General features: G+C 44.8%; 19 protein-coding genes. 15 read left to right on the top strand and 4 right to left on the bottom strand.

What is annotated here, in order from left to right:
* Positions 1–33 precede the first annotated feature (33 nt).
* The 8 genes from MHB37_RS21435 to MHB37_RS21400 all read left to right on the top strand — a co-directional run bounded on the left by MHB37_RS21435 (position 34) and on the right by MHB37_RS21400 (position 7,227).
* Complete coding sequence (locus MHB37_RS21435; RefSeq protein WP_036676304.1) at positions 34–906, top strand: 3-hydroxyacyl-CoA dehydrogenase family protein; 873 nt, start codon at positions 34–36, stop codon at positions 904–906.
* Entirely contained in the window at positions 903–2,111 is a 1,209-nt protein-coding gene (locus MHB37_RS21430) for an acetate/propionate family kinase (protein WP_405168475.1), read from the top strand. The genes MHB37_RS21435 and MHB37_RS21430 overlap by 4 nt, the downstream gene beginning before the upstream one ends.
* A 21-nt stretch (positions 2,112–2,132) precedes the next feature.
* A complete protein-coding gene (gene asnS / locus MHB37_RS21425; RefSeq protein ID WP_036676308.1) occupies positions 2,133–3,431 on the top strand; it encodes an asparagine--tRNA ligase in 1,299 nt (432 codons plus the stop codon).
* A 31-nt stretch (positions 3,432–3,462) separates the two neighbouring features.
* Positions 3,463–4,215, top strand: coding sequence for a DnaD domain-containing protein (locus tag MHB37_RS21420; protein ID WP_076302747.1), 753 nt, complete (start codon positions 3,463–3,465; stop codon positions 4,213–4,215).
* A 71-nt stretch (positions 4,216–4,286) separates the two neighbouring features.
* The gene (locus MHB37_RS21415) at positions 4,287–4,895 is read left to right on the top strand and encodes a sigma-70 family RNA polymerase sigma factor (protein WP_339174566.1); all 609 of its coding nucleotides are present in this window, start codon (positions 4,287–4,289) and stop codon (positions 4,893–4,895) included.
* On the top strand, positions 4,886–5,383 hold the full coding sequence (locus MHB37_RS21410) for a hypothetical protein (protein WP_339809758.1): 498 nt from the start codon (positions 4,886–4,888) through the stop codon (positions 5,381–5,383). The genes MHB37_RS21415 and MHB37_RS21410 overlap by 10 nt, the downstream gene beginning before the upstream one ends.
* A gap of 15 nt (positions 5,384–5,398) precedes the next feature.
* Positions 5,399–6,505: a hypothetical protein gene (locus MHB37_RS21405; RefSeq protein WP_076127557.1), complete on the top strand. Its 1,107-nt coding sequence runs from the start codon at positions 5,399–5,401 to the stop codon at positions 6,503–6,505.
* Positions 6,502–7,227 carry a hypothetical protein gene (locus MHB37_RS21400; protein ID WP_405168474.1) on the top strand — a complete coding sequence of 242 codons (726 nt, stop codon included), beginning with the start codon at positions 6,502–6,504 and terminating at the stop codon, positions 7,225–7,227. The genes MHB37_RS21405 and MHB37_RS21400 overlap by 4 nt, the downstream gene beginning before the upstream one ends.
* Positions 7,228–7,279: 52 nt before the next feature.
* Here the strand turns inward: MHB37_RS21400 and proC are convergent, their stop codons facing one another.
* The 3 genes from proC to proB are packed head-to-tail and all read right to left on the bottom strand — an operon-like array spanning position 7,280 to position 10,586.
* Positions 7,280–8,149, bottom strand: a complete 870-nt coding sequence (proC, locus tag MHB37_RS21395) for a pyrroline-5-carboxylate reductase (RefSeq protein WP_076127559.1) — start codon at positions 8,147–8,149, stop codon at positions 7,280–7,282.
* 49 nt (positions 8,150–8,198) lie between these two features.
* A complete protein-coding gene (locus MHB37_RS21390; RefSeq protein ID WP_340010713.1) occupies positions 8,199–9,446 on the bottom strand; it encodes a glutamate-5-semialdehyde dehydrogenase in 1,248 nt (415 codons plus the stop codon).
* Positions 9,447–9,482: 36 nt separating this feature from the next.
* A complete protein-coding gene (gene proB, locus MHB37_RS21385; protein WP_076101454.1) occupies positions 9,483–10,586 on the bottom strand; it encodes a glutamate 5-kinase in 1,104 nt (367 codons plus the stop codon).
* Positions 10,587–11,018: 432 nt separating this feature from the next.
* Here proB and MHB37_RS21380 point away from each other — a divergent pair, with 432 nt between their 5' ends.
* Positions 11,019–11,216, top strand: a complete 198-nt coding sequence (locus MHB37_RS21380; protein ID WP_405168473.1) for a hypothetical protein — start codon at positions 11,019–11,021, stop codon at positions 11,214–11,216.
* Between the two features lie 85 nt (positions 11,217–11,301).
* Here MHB37_RS21380 and MHB37_RS21375 read toward each other — a convergent pair whose 3' ends face one another.
* On the bottom strand, positions 11,302–12,213 hold the full coding sequence (locus MHB37_RS21375) for a LysR family transcriptional regulator (protein ID WP_076101451.1): 912 nt from the start codon (positions 12,211–12,213) through the stop codon (positions 11,302–11,304).
* Positions 12,214–12,960: 747 nt separating this feature from the next.
* Here MHB37_RS21375 and leuC point away from each other — a divergent pair.
* From leuC to MHB37_RS21345, 6 genes are all read left to right on the top strand, one after another.
* Positions 12,961–14,385 (top strand): 3-isopropylmalate dehydratase large subunit, encoded by a 1,425-nt coding sequence (leuC, locus tag MHB37_RS21370; protein ID WP_076127568.1) that lies wholly within the window; start codon positions 12,961–12,963, stop codon positions 14,383–14,385.
* Between the two features lie 29 nt (positions 14,386–14,414).
* The gene (leuD, locus tag MHB37_RS21365; protein ID WP_405168472.1) at positions 14,415–15,017 is read left to right on the top strand and encodes a 3-isopropylmalate dehydratase small subunit; all 603 of its coding nucleotides are present in this window, start codon (positions 14,415–14,417) and stop codon (positions 15,015–15,017) included.
* A gap of 186 nt (positions 15,018–15,203) precedes the next feature.
* Entirely contained in the window at positions 15,204–16,796 is a 1,593-nt protein-coding gene (locus MHB37_RS21360; RefSeq protein WP_081391820.1) for an N-acetylmuramoyl-L-alanine amidase family protein, read from the top strand.
* A 150-nt stretch (positions 16,797–16,946) separates the two neighbouring features.
* A complete protein-coding gene (locus tag MHB37_RS21355) occupies positions 16,947–18,389 on the top strand; it encodes an N-acetylmuramoyl-L-alanine amidase family protein (RefSeq protein ID WP_076127574.1) in 1,443 nt (480 codons plus the stop codon).
* Between the two features lie 116 nt (positions 18,390–18,505).
* The gene (locus MHB37_RS21350; protein ID WP_076281440.1) at positions 18,506–19,165 is read left to right on the top strand and encodes a GerMN domain-containing protein; all 660 of its coding nucleotides are present in this window, start codon (positions 18,506–18,508) and stop codon (positions 19,163–19,165) included.
* Between the two features lie 87 nt (positions 19,166–19,252).
* A complete protein-coding gene (locus tag MHB37_RS21345; protein WP_081393953.1) occupies positions 19,253–21,985 on the top strand; it encodes an S-layer homology domain-containing protein in 2,733 nt (910 codons plus the stop codon).
* Positions 21,986–22,058 lie beyond the last annotated feature (73 nt).

Here is a 22,058-nt window from a genome sequence, read left to right as displayed (position 1 = left end):
AGTATAGATACCTGAAAGGATGGAGACTTTTTTATGAATTTCAAGAAAATTGGTGTCATCGGCGGTGGCACAATGGGACAAGGGATTGCCGAAATGCTGGCAGCCAAGGGCCTGGATGTATTGCTGGTGGAGAAAACCCCTGAGAAACTGGACTACTCCTACGAAATGATCGAGACAAGTCTAGATAAGCAACTGGAGAAATGGGCGATCACTCAAGCTGAGAAGAAGCTGATTCTTAGCCGCATTCAAAAAGTGACACATTTCGCAGAGCTGAGCTCTTGTGACATGGTTATCGAAACAATCGTTGAGGATTTAGAAGAAAAGAAAAAAATATTAAATCAACTGGATCAAGTATGTCCAAACCACATTATTCTTGCCAGCAATACGTCAACACTTAGCTTGACTGAACTTGCAAGTTCTACAATGTATCCGGAACGCGTGATCGGAATGCATTTCATATACCCTGTAGCTAAAGTGGATCTTGTTGAAATTGTACGCGGTCTGAAAACTTCAGATGCTACTTTTGAAGATACAAAATCCTTTGTTGATGAAATTGTTGAGAAAAAAGGTGTAATGATTTATGAATCCCCAGGATTTGTAACATCACGCCTCATTTGCTTGTTTATCAACGAAGCTATGCATGTACTGCAAGAGGGCGTTGCCTCCGCACAGGATATTGACGATGCTATGCGTATTGGTTATCAATTCCAATATGGACCGCTTGAAATGGCTGACAGATTTGGTCTGGATTCGGTTCTTGCTGCACTCGAAAATATGTTCCGTGAATATGGTGAGCTGAAATATCGTCCTTCCACGATCCTTAAGAAGATGGTGCGTGCAGGACAATTGGGTATGAAATCAGGCGAAGGCTTCTTCCAGTACGACAAGGATGGTGACCGTATATGAATATTCTAGTAATTAACTCCGGTAGTTCTTCTTTAAAATATCAATTGTACAATATGGCTGATGAATCCGTTTTGGCTAAAGGTTTGGTGGAACGTATCGGGATGGATTCCTCCATTCTGAACCATAAACCTACTGGTAAAGCTGAAGTAACAGAAGTAAGTGAAATTTTGGAGCATAACACAGCGATTCGTAAAGTTCTAGCTTGCCTAACGGATAAAGAGCATGGCGTTATTGAATCCATTAAAGAAATCAATGCTGTGGGTCACCGTGTAGTACATGGTGGTGAATTCTTCAAAGCTTCCGCACTTGTGGACGCTGATGCCAAGACTAAAATTCGTCAATTGTTTGACCTTGCACCCCTGCATAACCCAGCAGCAATGATGGGGATTACGGCTTCTGAAGTAAATATGCCGGGTGTACCGCAGGTTGTTGTATTCGATACTGCATTCCATCAAACAATGCCTGAAAAAGCTTATATGTACGCGATTCCTAGAGTACTGTACAATAAATATAAAGTTCGTCGTTATGGCGCACACGGTACATCACACGACTTCGTAAGCAAAGCTGCTGCGGAGTACTTGGAGCGTCCGTTGGAAGATCTGAAGATCATTACTTGTCATATCGGTAACGGAGGTAGTGTAACTGCAGTTCAAGATGGAGTGTCTGTGGATACTTCCATGGGTATGACTCCTCTGGAAGGTTTGATGATGGGTACTCGCAGTGGTGATCTTGATCCAGCAATTGTACCTTACGTGATGAACAAGGAAGAATTGTCCGTAGGCGAAGTTAACTCCATGTTGAACAAACATAGTGGACTTCTAGCAATTTCGGGCGTAAGCAGTGATATGCGTGATATTATTGAGGGTATGGAAAAAGGTGAGCCTAATTCCACGCTAGCTTTTGAAATGTATGAGTACCGCTTGCGCAAGTATATCGGTTCTTATGCGGCTGCTATGAACGGTGTAGATGCTGTCGTATTCACTGCTGGTGTTGGTGAAAATGCTTCATTGCTACGTGAGAAACTGCTAAATAACCTTACGTTCCTGGGTATTGAGTTGGATGTTGAAGCTAATAAAGTTCGCTCCGGCGACCCGCGTCGTATCTCTACGGTAGATTCCAAAGTGCAGGTGCTTGTAGTTCCGACTAACGAAGAACTTGTCATCGCACGTGATACAAACCGTATTGTGCAAGGAATTAACGGCTAAATTAGAGGAGAGATTGAAGGCATGGCTAACAAGAGTGTAATCAAGAACGTGAATGAACATGTTGGAGAAAGTGTTGTTATCGGTTGTTGGGTAAACAACAAGCGCTCCAGTGGTAAAATTCAGTTCCTGCAGCTTCGCGATGGTACAGGTTATATTCAGGGAGTTGTAGTGAAATCAGAAGTGCCTGAAGAGGTATGGGATGCAGCTAAGAGCCTCACACAGGAAAGCTCATTGTATGTGACCGGTATTATTCGTGAGGAGCCTCGCAGTCAATCCGGTTTTGAAATGACTGTTACCGGAATTGAAGTTCTGCACCTTACAGAGAATTATCCAATTACTCCGAAAGAGCATGGCGTTGATTTCTTGATGGATCACCGTCACCTCTGGCTCCGTGCCTCGAAGCAGCGGGCTGTTCTGGTTATTCGTGCGGAGATTATCCGGGCAATCCAACAGTTCTTCAACGAGAGCGGATTTACAAAGGTGGATCCTCCGATTCTGACGCCAACGTCAGCAGAGGGAACTACTAACTTGTTCCACACGAAATACTTCGATGAGGATGCTTACCTGACCCAAAGTGGACAATTGTACATGGAAGCTGCAGCTATGGCACTGGGCCGTGTATATTCCTTTGGACCAACCTTCCGTGCGGAGAAATCTAAGACTCGTCGCCACTTGATCGAGTTCTGGATGATCGAGCCGGAAATGGCCTTCACAGATCATGAAGAAAGCTTGAAGGTTCAGGAAGAGTTTATTAGCTTCGTAGTGCAATCCGTATTGAAGAATTGCCGTGCGGAGTTGGAAGCGGTAGGCCGCGATATTTCCAAGCTGGAGAATATCAAAGCACCATTCCCACGCATTACTTATGACGATGCGATCAAGTTCTTGAATGATAAAGGCTTTGAAGATATTGCTTGGGGTGATGATTTTGGTGCACCTCATGAAACAGCAATCGCTGAAGCATACGATAAACCTGTATTTATTACTCATTATCCTGCTTCATTCAAAGCGTTCTACATGAAGCCGGATCCAAATCGTCCTGAAGTCGTACTGTGTGCTGATATGATCGCTCCTGAAGGTTATGGAGAGATTATTGGGGGTTCACAGCGGATCGATGATCCTGCGCTGCTTGAAGAGCGTTATAAAGAGCACAATCTTTCGATGGACTCTTATAAATGGTACATGGATCTGCGTACTTACGGATCTGTACCTCACTCCGGTTTTGGACTTGGGCTTGAGCGTACTGTAGCTTGGATCTGTGGTCTTGACCATGTACGTGAGACTATTCCATTCCCACGTACACTGTACCGCCTCTACCCATAAGTTCTTAGGATTTGAACAAAGGGGGAAGCACATGGACGGCAAGACATGGAGTACCTGGAGCGAAGGCGTCTCCTTCGGTCTGGAGAACGGAATGGCCGTCATACCTTACGCTTTACTGAAGTATTACCGGAAGCTGAATTTAAGCGGAAGTGAAGCGATGCTGCTGATTCATCTGCTCTCCTTCAGGCAAGTGGAAGGGATTGAGTTCCCTTCTCTGGAGGAGCTTCAGGTCGTAACTGGTCGTAGCATTTCCGTTCTCGCCGGAGAATTGCAGAAGCTCATGAAGGAAGGTTTCATTAGCATCGATGGAGACAACGATGAGCTAAGAGATATCCATTATGAACGCTACAATTTCTCAGGGCTATATGGAAAGCTAGGTGCTTATCTTGCGACAGCTGTACAAGAAAATGAGCAAGATAAGGACAAAGGGGCATATGCAACATCAGCTCCCCGGGCTGCTGCGTCAGGTGGAGGATTCGGAACTCCCCCCACATCTCCTTCTTCACTTGGAGATAAAGAGGAGAGCCGGAATCTATTCAGTATTTTCGAGAAGGAATTCGGGCGCCCGCTGTCTCCAATGGAATGTGAGACGATTTCCAGCTGGGTGGATCAAGACCGATATCCTGAGGAGCTGATTCTGTTAGCACTCAAGGAATCCGTATTTGCGGGGAAGGTTCATTTTCGTTATATCGACCGGATATTGCTGGAATGGGCCCGTAACCGGGTCAAGAACGCTCAGGATGTTAAGACGTATACACAAAAATTCCGCAATGGTGGAAGATAGATCGTTTAGGAGAGAACCGTATTGCTTTAGCTATTGCTAGAGTCTGTACGGTTCTTTTTTTATTTTTTTAGATAAGTGCAGGGGTAGGCGAGGATCTCAGCGTCTATTGCTGTGGGAAGGAGGGGAGAGTCATTGAGGAAGAGCTATTAATCAAGCGGATTTGCCAAGGAGACGAAGATGCATTTCGCCAGTTTGTAAATACATACAGTCAGCACATATACAAAATCACCTATTCTGTATTACGTGAAGTCAAAGGGGCTGAAGACGCTGCTCAGGAAGCTTTTCTTCAGATGTATAGATCTCTCCCTGACTACCGTTATCAAGGCTTAAAATCATGGATTACGCGGATCGCCTTAAATAAGGCTATTGATGCCAAACGTAAACGTGATCGGCTACGAGAGTTACCTGGTGACTATGAGCTTGTGCTGAGCCAGACACCTTCTAATGAGGAGGATGTACTAGCTACTGTTGTCCGTCGTGACCGGATGAATCGTCTGTCGGGTGAGATCAACAATTTACCGGAGGGTCATCGGGAAATTATGGTGGCTTATTATCTGGAAAATAAAAAATATGAGCAAATTGCTGCTGAAAATGAAATTACTCTGAAGACGGTGGAGTCCAGACTATATAGGGCGAGACAATGGATGCGAAAACATTGGAAGGAGGACGAATGGCTATGATGAAGAGTGGAGAAAACCTAATTCGCCGCGAGCAGGCAAAAGCTTATCTTGAAGGGCAAGAAGATAGTATAGAGCGAGATGAATGGGAACAATTGCTGCTCAAGGATGAAGACACATTTGTTTCATACATGGAGATGCTGGATGAGCTAAAGGAGGATCTGCCTTCATTGGAGAATTCGTCTGCTTTTACAGAGAGAGTTATGGGAGATTGGGTGGCTACGGTGAGATCTTCAGTAGTCATAGAAGAAGTAGCGGGGCAAGAAGAAGGATCACGGCGTTATCGCTGGTATGATAAAACAATCTTTCATTATGCCGTTGCTGCTTCGTTAACGCTGTTGATTATGTCTTCCGGGATGTTTGATAAGTTACTCACGGGTGAAATGGAGCTTATTGTCCCTAAGAAAGATAATTCGCCATCTTATAGCGAACAATTCATGCAAGCCACCAGCGGATGGTTGAGCCGGATTATGGACGGAAGACAGAAATGAGAGGAGAAATGAACAATGCAACAGCAGCGTAATAAAATTAAGGGTCTTTTTCTTAATATGATTCCTGGAGCAGGTCATTATTATATGGGAAGACGCCCACAAGGGATTGTTTATTTTTTGCTAAGCTTTGGTGTGTTATTTATGTCATTCTTAATTGCTATGGCTGAAGGGGATGAGGGAATTCTGGCATTGGGAGTGATCGGATTCTTACTTCTATGGATTCTTTCGATGATTCATCTGGTGATTAAATTACTGCAAATGCCCACTCCAATTGTAGCGCCTGATGGATCAATGCTGGATTTTAGTTCTACTATGCCCGTAAAGACGGAGGATAATGAACGTGTGCATGTCATCTTATTGTCTTTCATTCCTGGATTGGGTCATTTTCATATGGGGCTGATGCAGCGTGGACTATCCTTTCTGATTTCTTTTTTCGGATTCATGACCGTTATGTTGTTCTTGGCCGGAATTACTTCGAGTGATGCATTTTTGCTGCTGTTTGGAGTATTGCCAGTAATTTGGCTGTATTGCATGTTTGATGCAGTTCAGTTGATCCATCGTAAACAAGCAGGAGAAATGCTTGTTGACCGCACATTATTCGAAGAGATGGAGGCTGGACGTGAGGAAGGACGACGCAGCAAAGTATTAGCGACATTACTATCCGCATTTCCTGGCGCTGGACAGATGTATCTGGGACTGCAAAAAAGAGGGCTCCAGCTCATGCTTCTTTTCTTAGGAAGTATCTATGTCATGGATCTATTGCGGTTAACATTGCTCTTTTTCCTTATCCCGGTCATTTGGTTCTATAGCTTATTCGATGGCTTACAGTTAGTTAGCCGATATGGACGTGAACCTTTGCAGGATAAGCCGGTTATCGAAGGTTTCTTAAATCATCAAGGCTGGCTCGGAGCAGTCCTGATGTGTCTCGGATTATACTTTATTGTTGTGAATGTCGCAGTTCCTGCCATCGATATCAGATTTCCAGAATGGCGGCTGGAATATCGCGTAAATGAATATTTTAAGACCATTGTCGTCTCCGTGTTATTGATTGGTGGTGGGGTGAAGCTGATGACTGGAAGTAAGAATAATAAAGGCAGAAAAGGGGCGGGGGGTCAATCTTGAATAATCCAGTAGAAGTAGAGCCGGGAGTCATGGTAACTAGCGAGTTTCCAGTGAACGAAGGGAAATCTAGAAGTTGGCGTGTAGGTACGTTGTCGATGGGACTGAGCCTTTTATTTCTCGGGGCATTAATAATGGTCTCGCAGTGGAAAGGAGCGGATGTGTTCGAGACAACACTTGCTTGGTGGCCGCTCATTTTTATCTTACTTGGTTTAGAAATTGTAATTTACACCTTATGGTTCCGTGGTAAAGGGAAAATGTACTATGATGTGCTAAGTGTTCTGTTCGTCGGATTTCTGGCAGTGTGCTGTTTAGTATTCGCAGGAGTCAGCTCTTTAGGATTAACACAAGAACTTCGACATGTGATCTCCTCTACGGAGGAGAATTATTCCTTGCCGGAATGGAAGGGGAATGTTCCACAGGGTGTAGGCACACTTATAATCCAGGCTGCCGAACCTTATGGAATTATGGTTGATCGAACGGCTGGGAACGAGTTGAATGTATTTGGGAGTTATTCCACGGTAGAAGGGCAACTCAAGCAAGAGCAAGAGAAGCGGCTGTTGCAAACTAAGCAAGTCGGAGACACATTTTACGTTATCTTAGGAGACATACCTAGACATCTAGTATTCGATAACTCCAGGAATGCGTTGAACGTGACCGTTGCGGCTCCTGTAAATCTAAAGGTAATCGTAAGAGATAATTATGGAAATGTTGTAACAAGGTAAAAAAAAGATCGCTTCCCACCCGATGAGGGGATGGGCTGCGATCTTTTTTTGATTAAGAACGAAGCTCTTTCTCTAGGGCAGCACCCATTTCACGTGAGCGCTCGGCACATCGGTTAACGGCAGCAATCACAGTTTCAAAGAATTCCCCTCGTTCAAGCACTTCTATAGCTGCTTGTGTTGAACCGTTAGGGGAAGTAACCTTCTTACGAAGTGCTGCGGGTTCTTCTCCCGTCTGTTGTACCATTCGGGCAGCTCCCAGCACAGTTTGAACAGTTAATTCGGTGCTTTGATCAAGTGGCAGCCCACCACGGATACCAGCGGCGATCATGGCTTCCATCATGTAATAGATATACGCAGGCCCGCTGCCTGAAATTCCGGTCAAGGTTTCCATACGTTCCTCATCAATGACTGTTGTAAGCCCGACAGCCTCAAAGATATTAAGAGCAAGGCGACGGCCTCTTTCGTCTACTTCTTTGGAGAAGGCTAGACCAGTGGCACCCAGACCGATGGAACTGGAGGTGTTAGGCATTGTGCGAACAATAGGCTGTGCTTTGCCAAGTAGACCTTGCATGGTTCGAATAGATAGACCTGCAATGACAGAAACTACAATCTGATCCGGAGAAAGAAGCGGGCCTAGTCCGCGTAAGGATTCTGCAGCATCTTTAGGTTTCATTGCCAGTACTATTACTGGTGCGTTACGTAGGTATTCTACTTTTTGTTCGGGATCATTTGTGCCTATTACACCATAACGGCTTTTTAATTCTGCCAGACGTTCACTGCTGCTGCGATTGAGCATGATGACATTATCGGGCTTTACGATATTGCGGCTAATCATCCCGCGAACGATGGCTTCTGCCATGGAGCCTGCGCCATAAAAAACAATATTATGATTCATGAGTGGAACTGAAGGTTGCTGACACATGGCTAAAATCCTCCTAAAAGTTGTGTGATAGAATACTTAAACGTGTATACTAACCCCGAATTTGTCCCGTTCCGTAGATCTTATATTTGGTTGAAGTTAGTGCAGGCAGACCCATCGGGCCACGAGCGTGGAGTTTCTGGGTACTAATACCAATCTCTGCACCGAATCCAAATTCAAAGCCATCCGTGAAGCGGGTTGAGGCATTGTGATAAACAGCGGCAGCATCCACTTCTTGTAAAAAGCGTGTGGCGTTCTCCTGATCTTCCGTTACGATACATTCCGAATGTTTCGTGCCATACTGGGCGATATGCTGCATAGCTTCTTCCATATCACTGACGATTCTAATATTAAGGATATAATCATTGTATTCTGTAGCATAGTCTTCTACGGTTGCAGGTAATACCCATGGGACAAGAGAGATGGTTTGTTGACAGCCACGAAGTTCTACATGAACCTCACGGAATGCTTCGGCTAAGGATAACAGATATTTGCTCGCGTAATCCTGATGAACGAGTAGTGTTTCCATAGAGTTACATACCGAAGGGCGCTGAGCTTTGGCATTTAAACTAATGTCCTGTGCCATTTCTGGCAAGGCAGTTGCGTCGAGATAAGTATGGCAGATGCCTGCTCCAGTTTCAATTACGGGAACGGTTGCGTTAAGGACTACATTTTGAATAAGAGAGCTGCCTCCGCGCGGGATAATCACATCTAAAAGTCCGTTCAGCTTTAGCATTTCATCTACTGAAGAACGATTTGGGTCTTCAATCAGCTGAAGCGCGTTAGGCGGCATTGAGGTTTCAGCAAGAGCATTGTGCAGAACCTCGACAATTTTACGGTTGGAGGACAGGGCAGAGGAGCCACCGCGCAGCACAACAGCGTTGCCGGTTTTAAGACATAGACCCGCAGCATCAACAGTCACATTGGGACGTGCTTCGTAGATGATGCCGATCACACCAAGCGGAACACGCAGCTTCTGGATGTTGAGGCCGTTAGGACGTTCAATGCTTTCTAGCGTGTCACCGATAGGGTCCGGTAATACAGCGATTTGTTGCAAGCCTTCGGCAATGCTGTTAATCCGGTCAACATCTAATGCCAGCCGGTCGAGCATGGATTCCGGAGTTCCATTAAGTCTTCCTCGTTCCAAATCCTCCGCATTGGCGGTGATAATGGCGGGAGCTTCGCGGCGAAGTGCATCGGCCATGCCCAGCAGTGCTTCATTCTTCTGGCCAGTTGTTAAGCTTGCTAGAACTCCTGTTGTCTCCTTGGCTAATTTACTCTTATTAATAACTTCACTCATGACGGTTCCTCCCTATATTTGAATTGAAAAAAATGCTTATCTCAGTGTAATCCATTCGTCACGGTGAATGACCTCAAGCCGGTGTACTTCTCCCAGCTTCGGTACAATTTCACGGCTTGGCAGACCTTGAATGCTGCGCAGCTGAGCATCATCGTAATTTACAATCCCACGTCCAAGCAATTTGGAGTCGGGTCCAAGGACTTCTACAACATCTCCTGCGTGAAAACTACCTTCTGTCTGTTTGACGCCTACAGGCAACAGGCTGTGTCCGCCATGTAGCAAAGCTTCTACAGCCCCTTCGTCCACGTATAGGGAGCCGAGAGGGGTAGACATAAAGCCTAGCCATTGTTTTTTGACGGGAAGAGAGGATAGCTTTGTTGCAAAATAAGTGCCCCTGCCTTCTCCCGTTGCAGCAAGCTGTAAATCACCAGGTTCGGTGGCTCTTCCGACAAAGACAGGAACACCACCCCGAGTAGCAATTTTGGCCGCATCGATTTTGGATCGCATACCGCCTGTTCCAACACTAGAGCCAGCTCCACCAGCAATAGCATATATCTCCGGTGTAATGTCATCTACGAACTGATAACGGACAGCATCCGGATGCTTGCGGGGATCTCCACTGTATAAACCATCCATGTCGGTTAAAACAAGCAGTCTAGAGGCTTTTAACAGGTTAGCTACGAGCGCAGAGAGGGTATCATTATCGCCAAATTTCAGTTCATCTACGGAGACAGTGTCATTCTCGTTAAATACGGGCACCGCTCCTTGGCGAAGTAGCTCTTCTACAGTCATCATAGCGTTATTCATGGCTCTGCGGCTGCAGAAATCGGTGCGAGTCAGCAATATTTGCGCGGTAGTAATTCCATGCTGGGCAAAAGCTTCCTGATAAGCCTGCATCAGCAGTACCTGACCCACAGCCGCAGCGGCCTGCTTCTCATGCAGCAGCTTCGGACGTGCTGGATAACCGATACTGCGGAAGCCTGCGGCTACCGCACCAGAGGTTACTAACAACACCTCACAGCCGTTTTTCTTCAACTCGGCAATCTCTGAGGCAAAAAAGGAGACTGCTTCACGATTCAAACCGCCCTCGGGTCCGGTCAGCGAGCTGCTGCCTATTTTGACCACGATTCGCGTCGTCATTTCTGTCCACATCCTCTTCGTTTATTAAGTCCTGAAAACAACAAAAAGCCCCCATCCTTAGACTTAGCAAAGGACGAAAGCTTATAAACTTCCGCGGTACCACCTTCATTGATGAGGGATCATCCGACTTCATTCTCATAACGGGAGGATCCGTCCTGTTAGACACAGGCCGCTCGGGGGTAGGATTCGGAACGAAAACCGCGGTAAATTCTTTCAGCCTGTCGGAATCTACTCTCTAGGCGCGGTTAGACTCATTCTTACTGGTCCCGTCTGCACGTTTCACTTATTTTCAATAGAATACCATGGAGCTGGTTGCATTGCAAAGGGAAAACGTAGGATATATTTCTTCATGCAGAAAGCTCTATATATTATGTTTAACGTCAAAGAGAAGGGGTAAAGAACTTATAATCTGTTACCAGGAGGTGGATTAAATTGACTAAAGACAACAATGCCGAGCAGGGACAGAATCAAGATTCAAACGAAGTAGCAGAGCTTCAGAATAGTGTGACTCGTGAATTTGTGGAAGAGCACACCGGGGCTCCAATTGATAAGGGATTGACTGATTCAAGTAAAGCACGTGTGTCGGATGATCAGAACCGCCTGATTACACAGCGTAATTTGCGTAAATAATCTAGTACTGTTAAAAGAGGTTTACCTGAAAAAGTGCCCCGGCAACCACGCGAATGGTTACTGGGGCACTTTATTTGTATATATTCTATTCTTCCGTTAATTCAGACACGGTTGATTTGAATGTTTCTACAAAAGCCTTTGCGGCCTTGGATAAATATCGTCCGCGTCGATATGCTACAACTAGCGTACGACTAGGCACCGGATCAGCGAGCGGTAAGTAGACTGGAACAAATTCACTCCGCGGTGCACGAGCGATAAAACGAGGAACAAGAGTCACGCCCATACCTGTTGCCACTAGGGATTGAACGGTTTCCATATTATTGCTCTCGAAAACGATTCGTGGCTCGAATCCGGCTTTCCGGCACAGCTCCACAGTCATTTTGCGGAAGCCCTGACCTTCCTTAAGTACGATGAAAGGTTCGTCCTTAAGCTCTTCAAGTGAGGTCCGTGTTCCATCTAAGATTCGTTTAGCGAGCGGATGTTCAGGAGGGACGGCAAGATCAATTCTTTCCTCTCCAAGCTCTTCATAAGCTAGAGCAGGAATTTCGAGGGGTAAGGAGAGCAGGCTTAAATCGGTCTGACCACTTGCCGTGAGCTTCTCTAGGTTCATCGACGAGTCTTCTAGCAGCGTAATTTCTACCTCAGGATAATTTTGTTTGAAAACTGGAAGCACATGCGGCAGAAGATGTGCACCTGTAATCGGCATACTGCCCACAACTACACGTCCAGTGCGCAGTTCTGATATGTCGGACATCTCTTGTCGCAGCAGCTCCACTGCGTCAATGATAATCTGGGCTTGTTCAACGAATTTAGAACCTGCGTAGGTCAGCTCAACTGAGCTGGTATTACGCTGAAAAAGCATTACGCCGAGCTCTTTTTCCAGTTTGGAAAGCTGCTGGCTGAGCGAGGGCTGGGCAATATGCAGCTTGTCCGCTGCACGTGAAAAGTTTTTTTCGGCTGCGATTTGCAGCACATACTGCAGTTGTCTCAGTTCCATATATGGACTCCTTAGGGAAATGATTTACTTATAAGTATATCCTATTGGATTATAGTTTTGTATAGGCAACCCGAAGGAGCATTCACTTCTTCACTCCCCAGAATTTGCGGGGCCTGTTTTCAAGAATTATCCCTACTACACTGATCGAAGTATCCGATACCCTCCCGCAGTATATTTATTGCGCCGGATCTTGAGAGTATCTATGAGATAACTGCATTCTGTGCAGCTATTTCGTATGCAAAAGGGATGATTTTGGTTTTAAGTGTATTCTATACAACTAAAAACCAGAGTTCCCAGCTATAGAGCGATAATTCAAGAAAATAGCTGCACAAAATACAGTTATATTCATTAACGAATGATTCACAGGAATATAGCTGTACAAAATACAACTAAACGCTCCTACACATCCCGCTTGCGCAACGCTCCTACATATCCCGCTTGCTCAACGCTCCTACACATCCAGCTTGCGCCTCGCTCCTACACATCCCGCTTGCGCAACGCTCCTACACATCCCGCTTGCTCAACGCTCCTACACATCCAGCTTGCGCAACGTTCCTACACATCCCGCTTGTGCATTGCACCTACATATTGTGCCTCAACATACTCTAACTCAGCTTATAGGTTCAGACTATCACTTTTATAGATATCATATCTTGGAATTATAAAGACAGGGGTGTTATATTTAGATCATTCAAGAGAGACTCCACGCTCTCTTCCAATGAACGATTCTATTAATGAGGTGAAATTATGAGCAACAAGACAATGTTTGAGAAGATTTGGGAGAATCACGTTATTCATCAAGAGGAAGGCAAACCTAGCATTATTTATATTGATCTGCATTTGGTTCATGAAGTTACTTCTCCGCAGGCTTTTGAAGGGCTTCGCCTCAGCAACCGGAAGGTTCGCCGTCCTGAGCTGACTTTCGCAACGATGGATCATAACGTACCAACTAAAGATCGTTTTAACATTAAAGATCCAATCTCCAAGCAGCAAATTGATACCCTTTCTAAGAACTGTGCTGATTTTGGTGTAAGACTGTTCGATCTGAACGATATTGATCAAGGCGTCGTACACGTAATGGGTCCTGAAATCGGGTTGACACATCCTGGTAAAACTATCGTTTGCGGCGACAGCCATACCTCCACGCATGGTGCATTCGGCGCGCTGGCATTCGGTATCGGAACTAGTGAAGTTGAACATGTAATGGCTACCCAATGTTTGCAGCAATCCAAAGCTAAGACTATGGAAGTACGCTTTACAGGCAAACGTAACCCTGGCGTAACAGCAAAAGATATGATCCTGGGTGTTATTGCTAAATACGGTACTGATTTTGCCACAGGTTATGTAATTGAGTATACAGGCGAAGCTATTCGTGAATTGTCGATGGAAGAACGTATGACTGTCTGCAATATGTCGATCGAAGGCGGAGCAAGAGCTGGCTTGATTGCCCCTGATGAAACTACTTTTAATTATCTGCGTGGACGTCAATACGTACCGCAAGGCGAAGCTTATGATGCTGCTGTAGAAGCATGGAAGAGTCTTGTAAGCGACGAGGGCGCCCAGTACGATACGGTTGTTGAATTTGATGTGGAAACATTGATTCCACAAGTGACCTGGGGGACTAGCCCGGGCATGGGAACTGACATCAACTCCAGCGTTCCGAATCCGGCGGACTTCACCACTGAAAATGAACGTAAAGCTGCTGAAAAGGCGCTTGAATATATGGATTTGACTCCTGGAACACCTATTTCTGAAATTCCGATCGATTATGTATTTATCGGTTCCTGCACTAACGGACGGATCGAAGATTTGAGAGCTGCAGCAGTGGTAGCTAAAGGTCATAAGGTGTCTGAAAAGGTTACTGCCATTGTTGTTCCAGGCTCGGGCCGTGTTAAGATGCAGGCTGAGAAAGAAGGACTTGATAAAGTCTTTACTGACGCTGGCTTTGAATGGCGTGAAGCGGGATGCAGCATGTGCTTGGCCATGAACCCGGATGTTCTGCAGCCTGGACAACGCTGTGCATCTACCTCGAACCGTAACTTTGAAGGACGCCAAGGACGCGGAGGACGTACGCATCTTGTATCTCCAGCTATGGCAGCCGCAGCTGCGATCAAAGGTCGTTTCACTGATGTACGTGATTGGAATTATAAGACGGAAGCCGTCAGCTCATAGAACTAGAGAGAACACGGGAGGATAAAACTATGGATGCTTTTAAAAAATTAACAGGAATTGTTGCACCAGTTGACCGGGTAAATGTAGATACGGATGCGATTATTCCAAAACAGTTTTTGAAACGGATTGAACGGACGGGATTTGGACAGTTTTTGTTCTATGAATGGCGTTTTGATGAAGAAGGTAACGATATTCCAGCCTTCGAAATGAATAAACCACGTTATCAAGGGGCTTCTGTTCTGATCTCACGCGCTAACTTTGGCTGTGGATCCTCTCGGGAGCATGCACCATGGGCGATTATGGATTACGGGTTCAGAGTTGTAATTGCACCTTCTTATGCGGATATCTTCTACAATAACTGCTTTAAGAACGGCATTCTGCCGATTAAGCTTTCGGAAGAGCAAGTGGATGAATTGTTCAAACGGACAGCTGAGCATGAGGACTACAAGCTGACAGTTGATCTTGAGAACAATGCTTTACAAGATGAATTCGGACTGAGCATCAGCTTTGATCTGGATGAGCACCGTCGTCAATTCCTGCTGCAAGGCTTGGATGATATCGGTTTGACCCTTCAACATGCAGATGAAATTGCTGCTTATGAAGAGCGTCATGCTGCAAAGCTATTCTCTTAAAAAGAGGATATAACTGGTCTGATTCTTAAACTTTACAAAAAATACGCAAAACTTCTATTTCCGGGTGTCGGAAATAGAAGTTTTTTTGCTATAATCGATATATTCATTGGTCATTAAGGAAACATTTGGTGATTTCTGTCGTCTAAATACTTATCTAGGATCTATTACTTGCAGAAGGAGCGGAAAATGAGAATGAGAAGAGCTGGGCTTCGTGTATTGCTGCTTTTGTTACTGCCTTTATTATTTTTAACATCCACCGGACAAGAAGCTGCCGCAGCTGGTAGCAGCACAGGCAGAATTATTATGGACAATCAGGAACTTGCTTTGCCAAAAGGAATTAAACTCGAAAATGTAAATGGTAGCGTTATGATTCCGGTCAGAGTGGTAGTAGAGAATCTTGGATTCGAGGTGTTATGGGAGCAGCAGACCCGGAAAGTAACCGTTCACCAGGATGGTAAAAGCATTGAGCTGGCGGTAGGACGGAAAACAGCTGATGCAGATGGGGTGACATTTGATTTAAATGCAGCTCCTAAGCAGAGTGGCGGCACAGTACTTGTTCCAATTCGTTTCGTAAGCGAGCAGTTCGGCTTAAAGGTGGGCTGGGATAATGTTGATAAAACCGTCTATTTGACAGGTGGACAAGTTAGCAATCCTGCAATGACACCTGAGGGGAATACTACCAATCCAACAGCAACTAATACACCTGCTCCAACTCCAAGTGCTACGCCGGGAAGTGACAACGGGACAACTGCTGGCAGTGTAGTAACTTCACCCAGCCCGACACCAGTTCCACAAACAACTACGGCACCGGGAAGCACAGCAGGAATTCCAACAGGCCCTCTAGTAAACGGGGCAGTATTCACTGAGAACCGACTTATTATCGCTGTGTCGGGGGCTACTAAGCCAAACGTTACAAAAATGAGCAACCCTGATCGAATCGTCGTAGATTTTCCGGGTGCTGCGTTCGATCCGAATTTCATTGGAAGTCTTACGGGTGTTACCACCACTGGCGGTCCACAGGGTAAGCTGGACGTTGCCGGCTACCCGCTCGTTTCTGAGATCCGTTATGCACTGTTCAGTGTGAGTCCGTCCACTGTCAGATTCGTAATTCAAACGGTTGGAAATCAACCGTACCAGCTTAGTACGGATGAAAGCACCGGGCTGGTTACGATTGATTTGAATGTAACTAACAGCGGAGGCAACACCACAGGGGCTAATGGAACGTTAGGTAAGCCAATTGTAGTTCTAGATGCGGGTCATGGCGGAACTCAATCAGGAGCTGTCAGTCTCACAGGTAAGCTGGAAAAAGACTTCAATCTGGCCGTCATCCGCAAAGTACAAACGCTGTTAACGCAGGAAGCATTAGTTGACGTGGTGTTTACTCGAACTGACGATGCTACATTGGGGCTTCAGGATCGCGTGAAAATTGCGGAGGCTGCTAAAGCGAATCTCTTTATTTCAGTGCACGCGAATTCGCTAGAGGTTGGATATCCAAATAGAGATAAAATAAATGGCAGTGAAACCTATTATTCTCGCAGTGATAGTCTGCCTCTTGCTCAGATTATGCATAAGCATTTATTAGCCGCTACTGGTTTTAAAGACAACGGGATTCGTACGAAAAGCCTTCATGTTACACGGGAAACCACAATGCCAGCAGTCTTGCTAGAGGTAGGATATCTTACAAATTCAGGAAATGAATCGGCGATGTATAGTGAGCAGCTTCAAGAGAAATTAGCGAGAGAAATTGTTGCCGGAATTAAGGAATATCTGGGGCTTTAACACTTGCGGTTGGTGAGATTTCTCAATTTTTATGGAATATATTCGCAACCTTTATAGATTACCAGCGTCTAATAGAGGTCTGAGGTTGACGGAGACAGGGGCACCACGATCGCCATTCACAGGCGAATACTAGATTCTTAGAGGTGAAGAATGAAGAAATTCAGTTTGATGTTGTTATTGTTGCTCTTTGTGTTGGTTTTGCCTGAGCATGGACATGCTGCTGCCGCGAATAGCAAGATTTATCTGGACGGCAAAGAGATTACTGCAGGGCAAAAAGTACCGGTTGAAAATGTGAATGATACTATCATGGTACCGTTGAGATTGATCTCCGAGAGTCTTGGTTATACCGTGGGCTGGGATCAAAAAAGCAAAACGGTGACGATTGAACAGCAAGGGAAGGTCATCAAACTTATTGTTAATCAAAAGACAGCTTCGGTTGATGACAAAACAGTACAGCTTACCACTGCGCCTGTCCTGCGGAGTGATACGACACTTGTACCTATACGGTTCATAAGTGAGCAGTTTGGTCTCACCGTCACTTGGGATAATGCGAAGAAGATCGTGTATCTTATTACCCCAGGATCCTCAAATGAAAACGGCAGTTCTGATGGGAACTCTGGAAATGGTGGATCTGAAGTTGTTGTTCCGCCGGTAGATCCTACTAAAAATTTAACCATGATAAATGGTTTGAGCTTTAGTGAGAATCGTTTAAGCATTGCGATGGAAGGTAATTCCGAGCCAAAAGTAAGTGTAATGACAGGGCCGGATCGGTTAGTTATTGATTTTCCTAATGCCACTTTCTCAGATTTGTTTGGTACGGGACAAGTTCTTGATCCTGATCTGAATGGTAAACTGGAAGTGAAGGATTATCCTGATGTATCAGGTGTCCGGTATTCGCTTTATAGCTCCAATCCTTATACTGTACGTTTTGTAATTGATTTGAATTATCCTAAGAATTATAACATCAGCGTATCTGGGACGGATTCTAAGTTGGTTATCATTGACCTGAATGCAGAAAGTACGGATGATACTTCAACACAGCCAGGTAATGATGGCAAGAAGCTCGTAGTACTGGATGCGGGGCACGGAGCCAAAGATTCTGGTGCAGTAGGAGTAACAGGAAAATACGAAAAGAATTTTAATTTAGCTATAGTACTTAAGACAGCAGCATTGCTGAAAAAAGAAAGTAATATCGATGTCGTACTGACACGCAGTGACGATACATTCTTGGAGCTCAAGGATAGAGCGGCTATGGCTAATAATTTAAAAGCAGATCTATTCATTTCTGTACATGCTAACAGTTCCGCATCTTCTGCGGCAAGCGGGACAGAAACGTATTATCAGCGGGAAGCCAGTAAGGCCTTAGCGAAAGTAATGCATAAGTATCTTGTTGAGGCTACAGGGCTTAGTGATCGCGGTGTACGATACGGAAATTTCCATGTCATTCGTGAAACGAAAATGCCTGCTGTTCTACTTGAAGTAGGATACCTTAGCAATAAGAAGGATGAGACATTGCTCTTTACGGAAGCATTACAAAATAAAGTTGCTGCTTCAATAGTGAGTGGGATCAAGGAATATTTGGGTATAAAATAACAGACCAGTGGCAGACGAGCGCCGCAAAGTCAGCTTTCTGCTTTTATCAATAAAAAGGCAAGAAGTGGTTTTGCGGTACCTGTCTGCCCGTATTCATCTAGAGGAGGCGTTTATTAATGTTTAAACAAAAATGGACTATGGTTGGGGTTGCTGCGCTACTTCTACTAGTGATAGCTGGCTGTGGAGATAAGCCTACTGCAGCTCCTGCTAATGGAGTGGAGCAAGATACTACAAACGTTGTAAGTGGTGCTGGAGAAAGTACCCCAGCTCCATCTGATGATCAGGAAACCGAAGTGGCTAGCACTCCGCAACCGACAGCAGATAATACTAATGCAGAAACTCAGCCATCTTCGAAGCCGGTAGAAAATGAGACACAAAAGCAAAGCCAGAGTATTGAAGTTTATTACACTGATTCGCAAATTATGGATTTAGTGCCTGCTAAGACTACGATTAACTACTCTGACGATGTTGAGAAATATACAGAGACGTTCAAAGCACTGCAAAGTAGTGAGAATACAGATCTTGTACCTTTGTGGGGGAAAATTGAACTGAAATCATTAAAATTCGTAGAGGGTCAAATCGTAATGGATATTCATAAACCAGATGAAGCTCAGCTTGGTGCGGGTGGAGAATCCTTTGCCATTACTTCACTTGCCAAAACTTATTTTCAATTTGCGGAAGTAAAGAGTATCGAAGTTTTAGTTGATGGTGAAAAGGTAGAAAGTCTAATGGGCCATGTGGATCTATTGCATCCTATGACTAGAGATAATTCTTAATTGGTTATGCAACAAAGGAATTAGGCATCTAGCTGACGAATTTTTAAACATACTATTTATTTGAGTCATAGAGAGGGGAATAATCTATTGTCCGCGCAAAAAAGGTCAAAACGTCCATTGAAGGCTTATTCTAATAAAGCAGTGTCGGCTGTTATGGCTGGCGTTATGGTTTTTGGTGGTGCAAGTGCAGTGTTTGCAGACACAGCTGCCACTACACCGACATCAACCACTACACAATCTGTAGGGATTTTTAGCGATGTAAAGACAGGCTTCTGGGCTGAAAAACATATTTATAAACTTGCTTCACAAGGAATTGTGGTTGGAAATAATGGATTGTTCCGTCCGGGTGATTCTGTAACTCAGCAGGAAGCAGTGCTTATGGCCCTGCGGTTTATGAAGCTGCAGGATAAAGTGGATGCTTCTTCTGCGGTAGCGTTGCCTACCGATTTTAAAGTTACGAATTATTACAAGGATTATGTTGTGTTAGCTTTTCAACAAGGATTACTCGATAAAGCAACCGAAATGGCTCCAGATAATCTGAAGACTTCTTGGGGAGAGCGTAAAGCATCCCGGGAATGGATTGCGGAGCTGTTAATCCGCTCCCTTGGAAAAAGCGCAGATGCAGCAGGGGCCGCTAGTGAGCCAACAGGCTTTGCGGATGATACCAAAGTGTCTGCCAACAAACGTGGTTACATCAACGTTGCCGTTGATTTAGGCCTAGCAAACGGACTTGATGGCAATCGTTTTGATCCGCAAGGTGCTGTAACACGTGCGCAATTGGCGACTTTTTTCAGTCGTGCTGAAGCTCACAATACGGTTGAATACGACAACACGGTATCAGGAACGATCAGTCAATTAGCTGATGGGAAACTATCCGTCTATAACAACGGAAAGACTTCTACATATACCCTGGGAGCAAGCACTGCTTATTACACAAGTGCCTCTGAAAGCAGAATCAATCTAAGTGATGTCCAACCCTACACTAAGGTTACTGTAATTGGTGCGACATATAACGCGGCTTATGTTGAAGTGACTGACCCTACACAACAAGTAGAGACTCTGTCAGGAAACTTCGCCATGGTAGCTCCAGGTAATAAGCTTTGGTTAAAGTCACCAACAGGGTTCACTGAATACTACTACGATGAGACTACTTCCTTTGTAGATGTAAATGGAGCTGGAATTGAACCTGCTTCGCTGGTAACAGACAGTGTAGTTTCACTGCAACGTGAAACGTACAGTGGTTCGCATAAAGTAGTGAAGGTTCAGGTGACTTCAGGGGTCATTAACAAAACAACAACAGGCACCATTCAAAGTGTAGATCTTACTGGCAAAAGCATTACTTTCAAAAATACCGCGGGTACAGTAGAAACTTTTAAATGGGAAGATGGGACTTCATTATTCAGCTCCCAAGCATCAGTGCTGAAACCTGCAGATTTGAAGACAGGTAATGCGGTGAAATATACGATTCAAGATAATGTGATCCGCACTGTAGAAGTGACGGAAGGTGTTGAACGGACAGTTGAGGGGGTACTTACCGAGCTGACTAGTTCCACAGTTGTTTACAAAAAAGCAGACGGAAATCGTGAGGTTAAACTGCTTGGCACTAAACCGACGATTGTTATTCCGAACATGAGTGGAGCAGTAGCTGATGATCTTATTGCTGATGCAGTAGGTGGGGACAAGATTCAGGTTACCTTAAACAGCAGCGATCAAGTCACCAAAATTGAAGTGTTAAGCCGCCAAATTGAGCAGTATAGTGGAGCAACAATTGTGGATTACAATAGCAAAACACAGCTCCTTACAGTTATGGACAGCAGCAAAAAAGCCCATGTGGTTCAGTTGGATGAGAAAACAAAGCTGATTTATGAAGGTGCATTGCCTAACTTAACTAATATGGGTGCGAAACTTATCGAGAACCGCAAAGTTAATCTGAAGGCAATAGGACAGCGGGCTTTGTCTTTGGAAATTGTCACAAAGTACGAAGGAACTTTAACAGCTGTTAATTCTACGTCGAAAACTCTTGTTTTGAAGCTTAATGATGGACAAAGTTTAACGATGCCTTATCCGCAACTTGTTGATCTCTTTGGTAAGACTAGTCCTTCCCTAAGTGATATTCCTATTGGAAGCAATGTAACGGCTTCACTGACTACAGGTCAGGATCTGATAGCGGTATTGAAAGTGAAGACTGTGCTGCAAGTTGAAGCGGCAACCGTGAATTCTGGAACCAACCGTTTGGGCATCAAATGGAATGGGGGAACCAGTGATATTAATACTTTGGCAATCCCATTGACCAATGAAGCTGGTGAGAGCATTAAGCTAACGGATTTAAAAGCGGGAGATTATCTTAATGTGACCTTTGATGGTAGCTCACCGCTGGCTATTCAAGCAGTTAAGCTCACAACAGGCCAGGTAAGTTCTGTAGATGCCGCTGGGAATAGCGTAGTCGTGAAGGATTATACTGGAGCTGCACAGACCTTAGCGGTAAGTGGAGGAGTCAAAATCATTCGTGACGGCTCGACAACGACTGCTCTTAGCAACTTGACGGCAGGGGACAGAGTAGAGATTCGCAAGGATCCGGATGGATCTACAACGATTCGTATTATGTCTCAGCTCAGTAGAACATTCTCACGTTATGAGAGTGCAACAAACTCATTGGTGACGAAGAGACCTAATTTGAACGATAAATATCAATTCTTTGTTCCTGCTAATGTTTATATTCATCAGGGAGATTCGACTTTATCCGTGCAATCTTTGAAAGAAAATGATAATATTATAATGTATTTCAATAATGATATTTTGGTTGAAATTGTGAAACAATAGTTGCAATGGTGGATTTCTGAGTGAATCACCGTCTTGACACAGGGGGCTTTACCTGCGTCAAGACGTTTTTTTT

The organism is Paenibacillus sp. FSL H3-0286 (assembly GCF_045040705.1).
GTDB lineage: Bacteria > Bacillota > Bacilli > Paenibacillales > Paenibacillaceae > Paenibacillus_AQ > Paenibacillus_AQ odorifer.
Note: the sequence above shows the minus strand (reverse complement) of the source record. Positions and strands in the feature narration are given on the sequence as shown.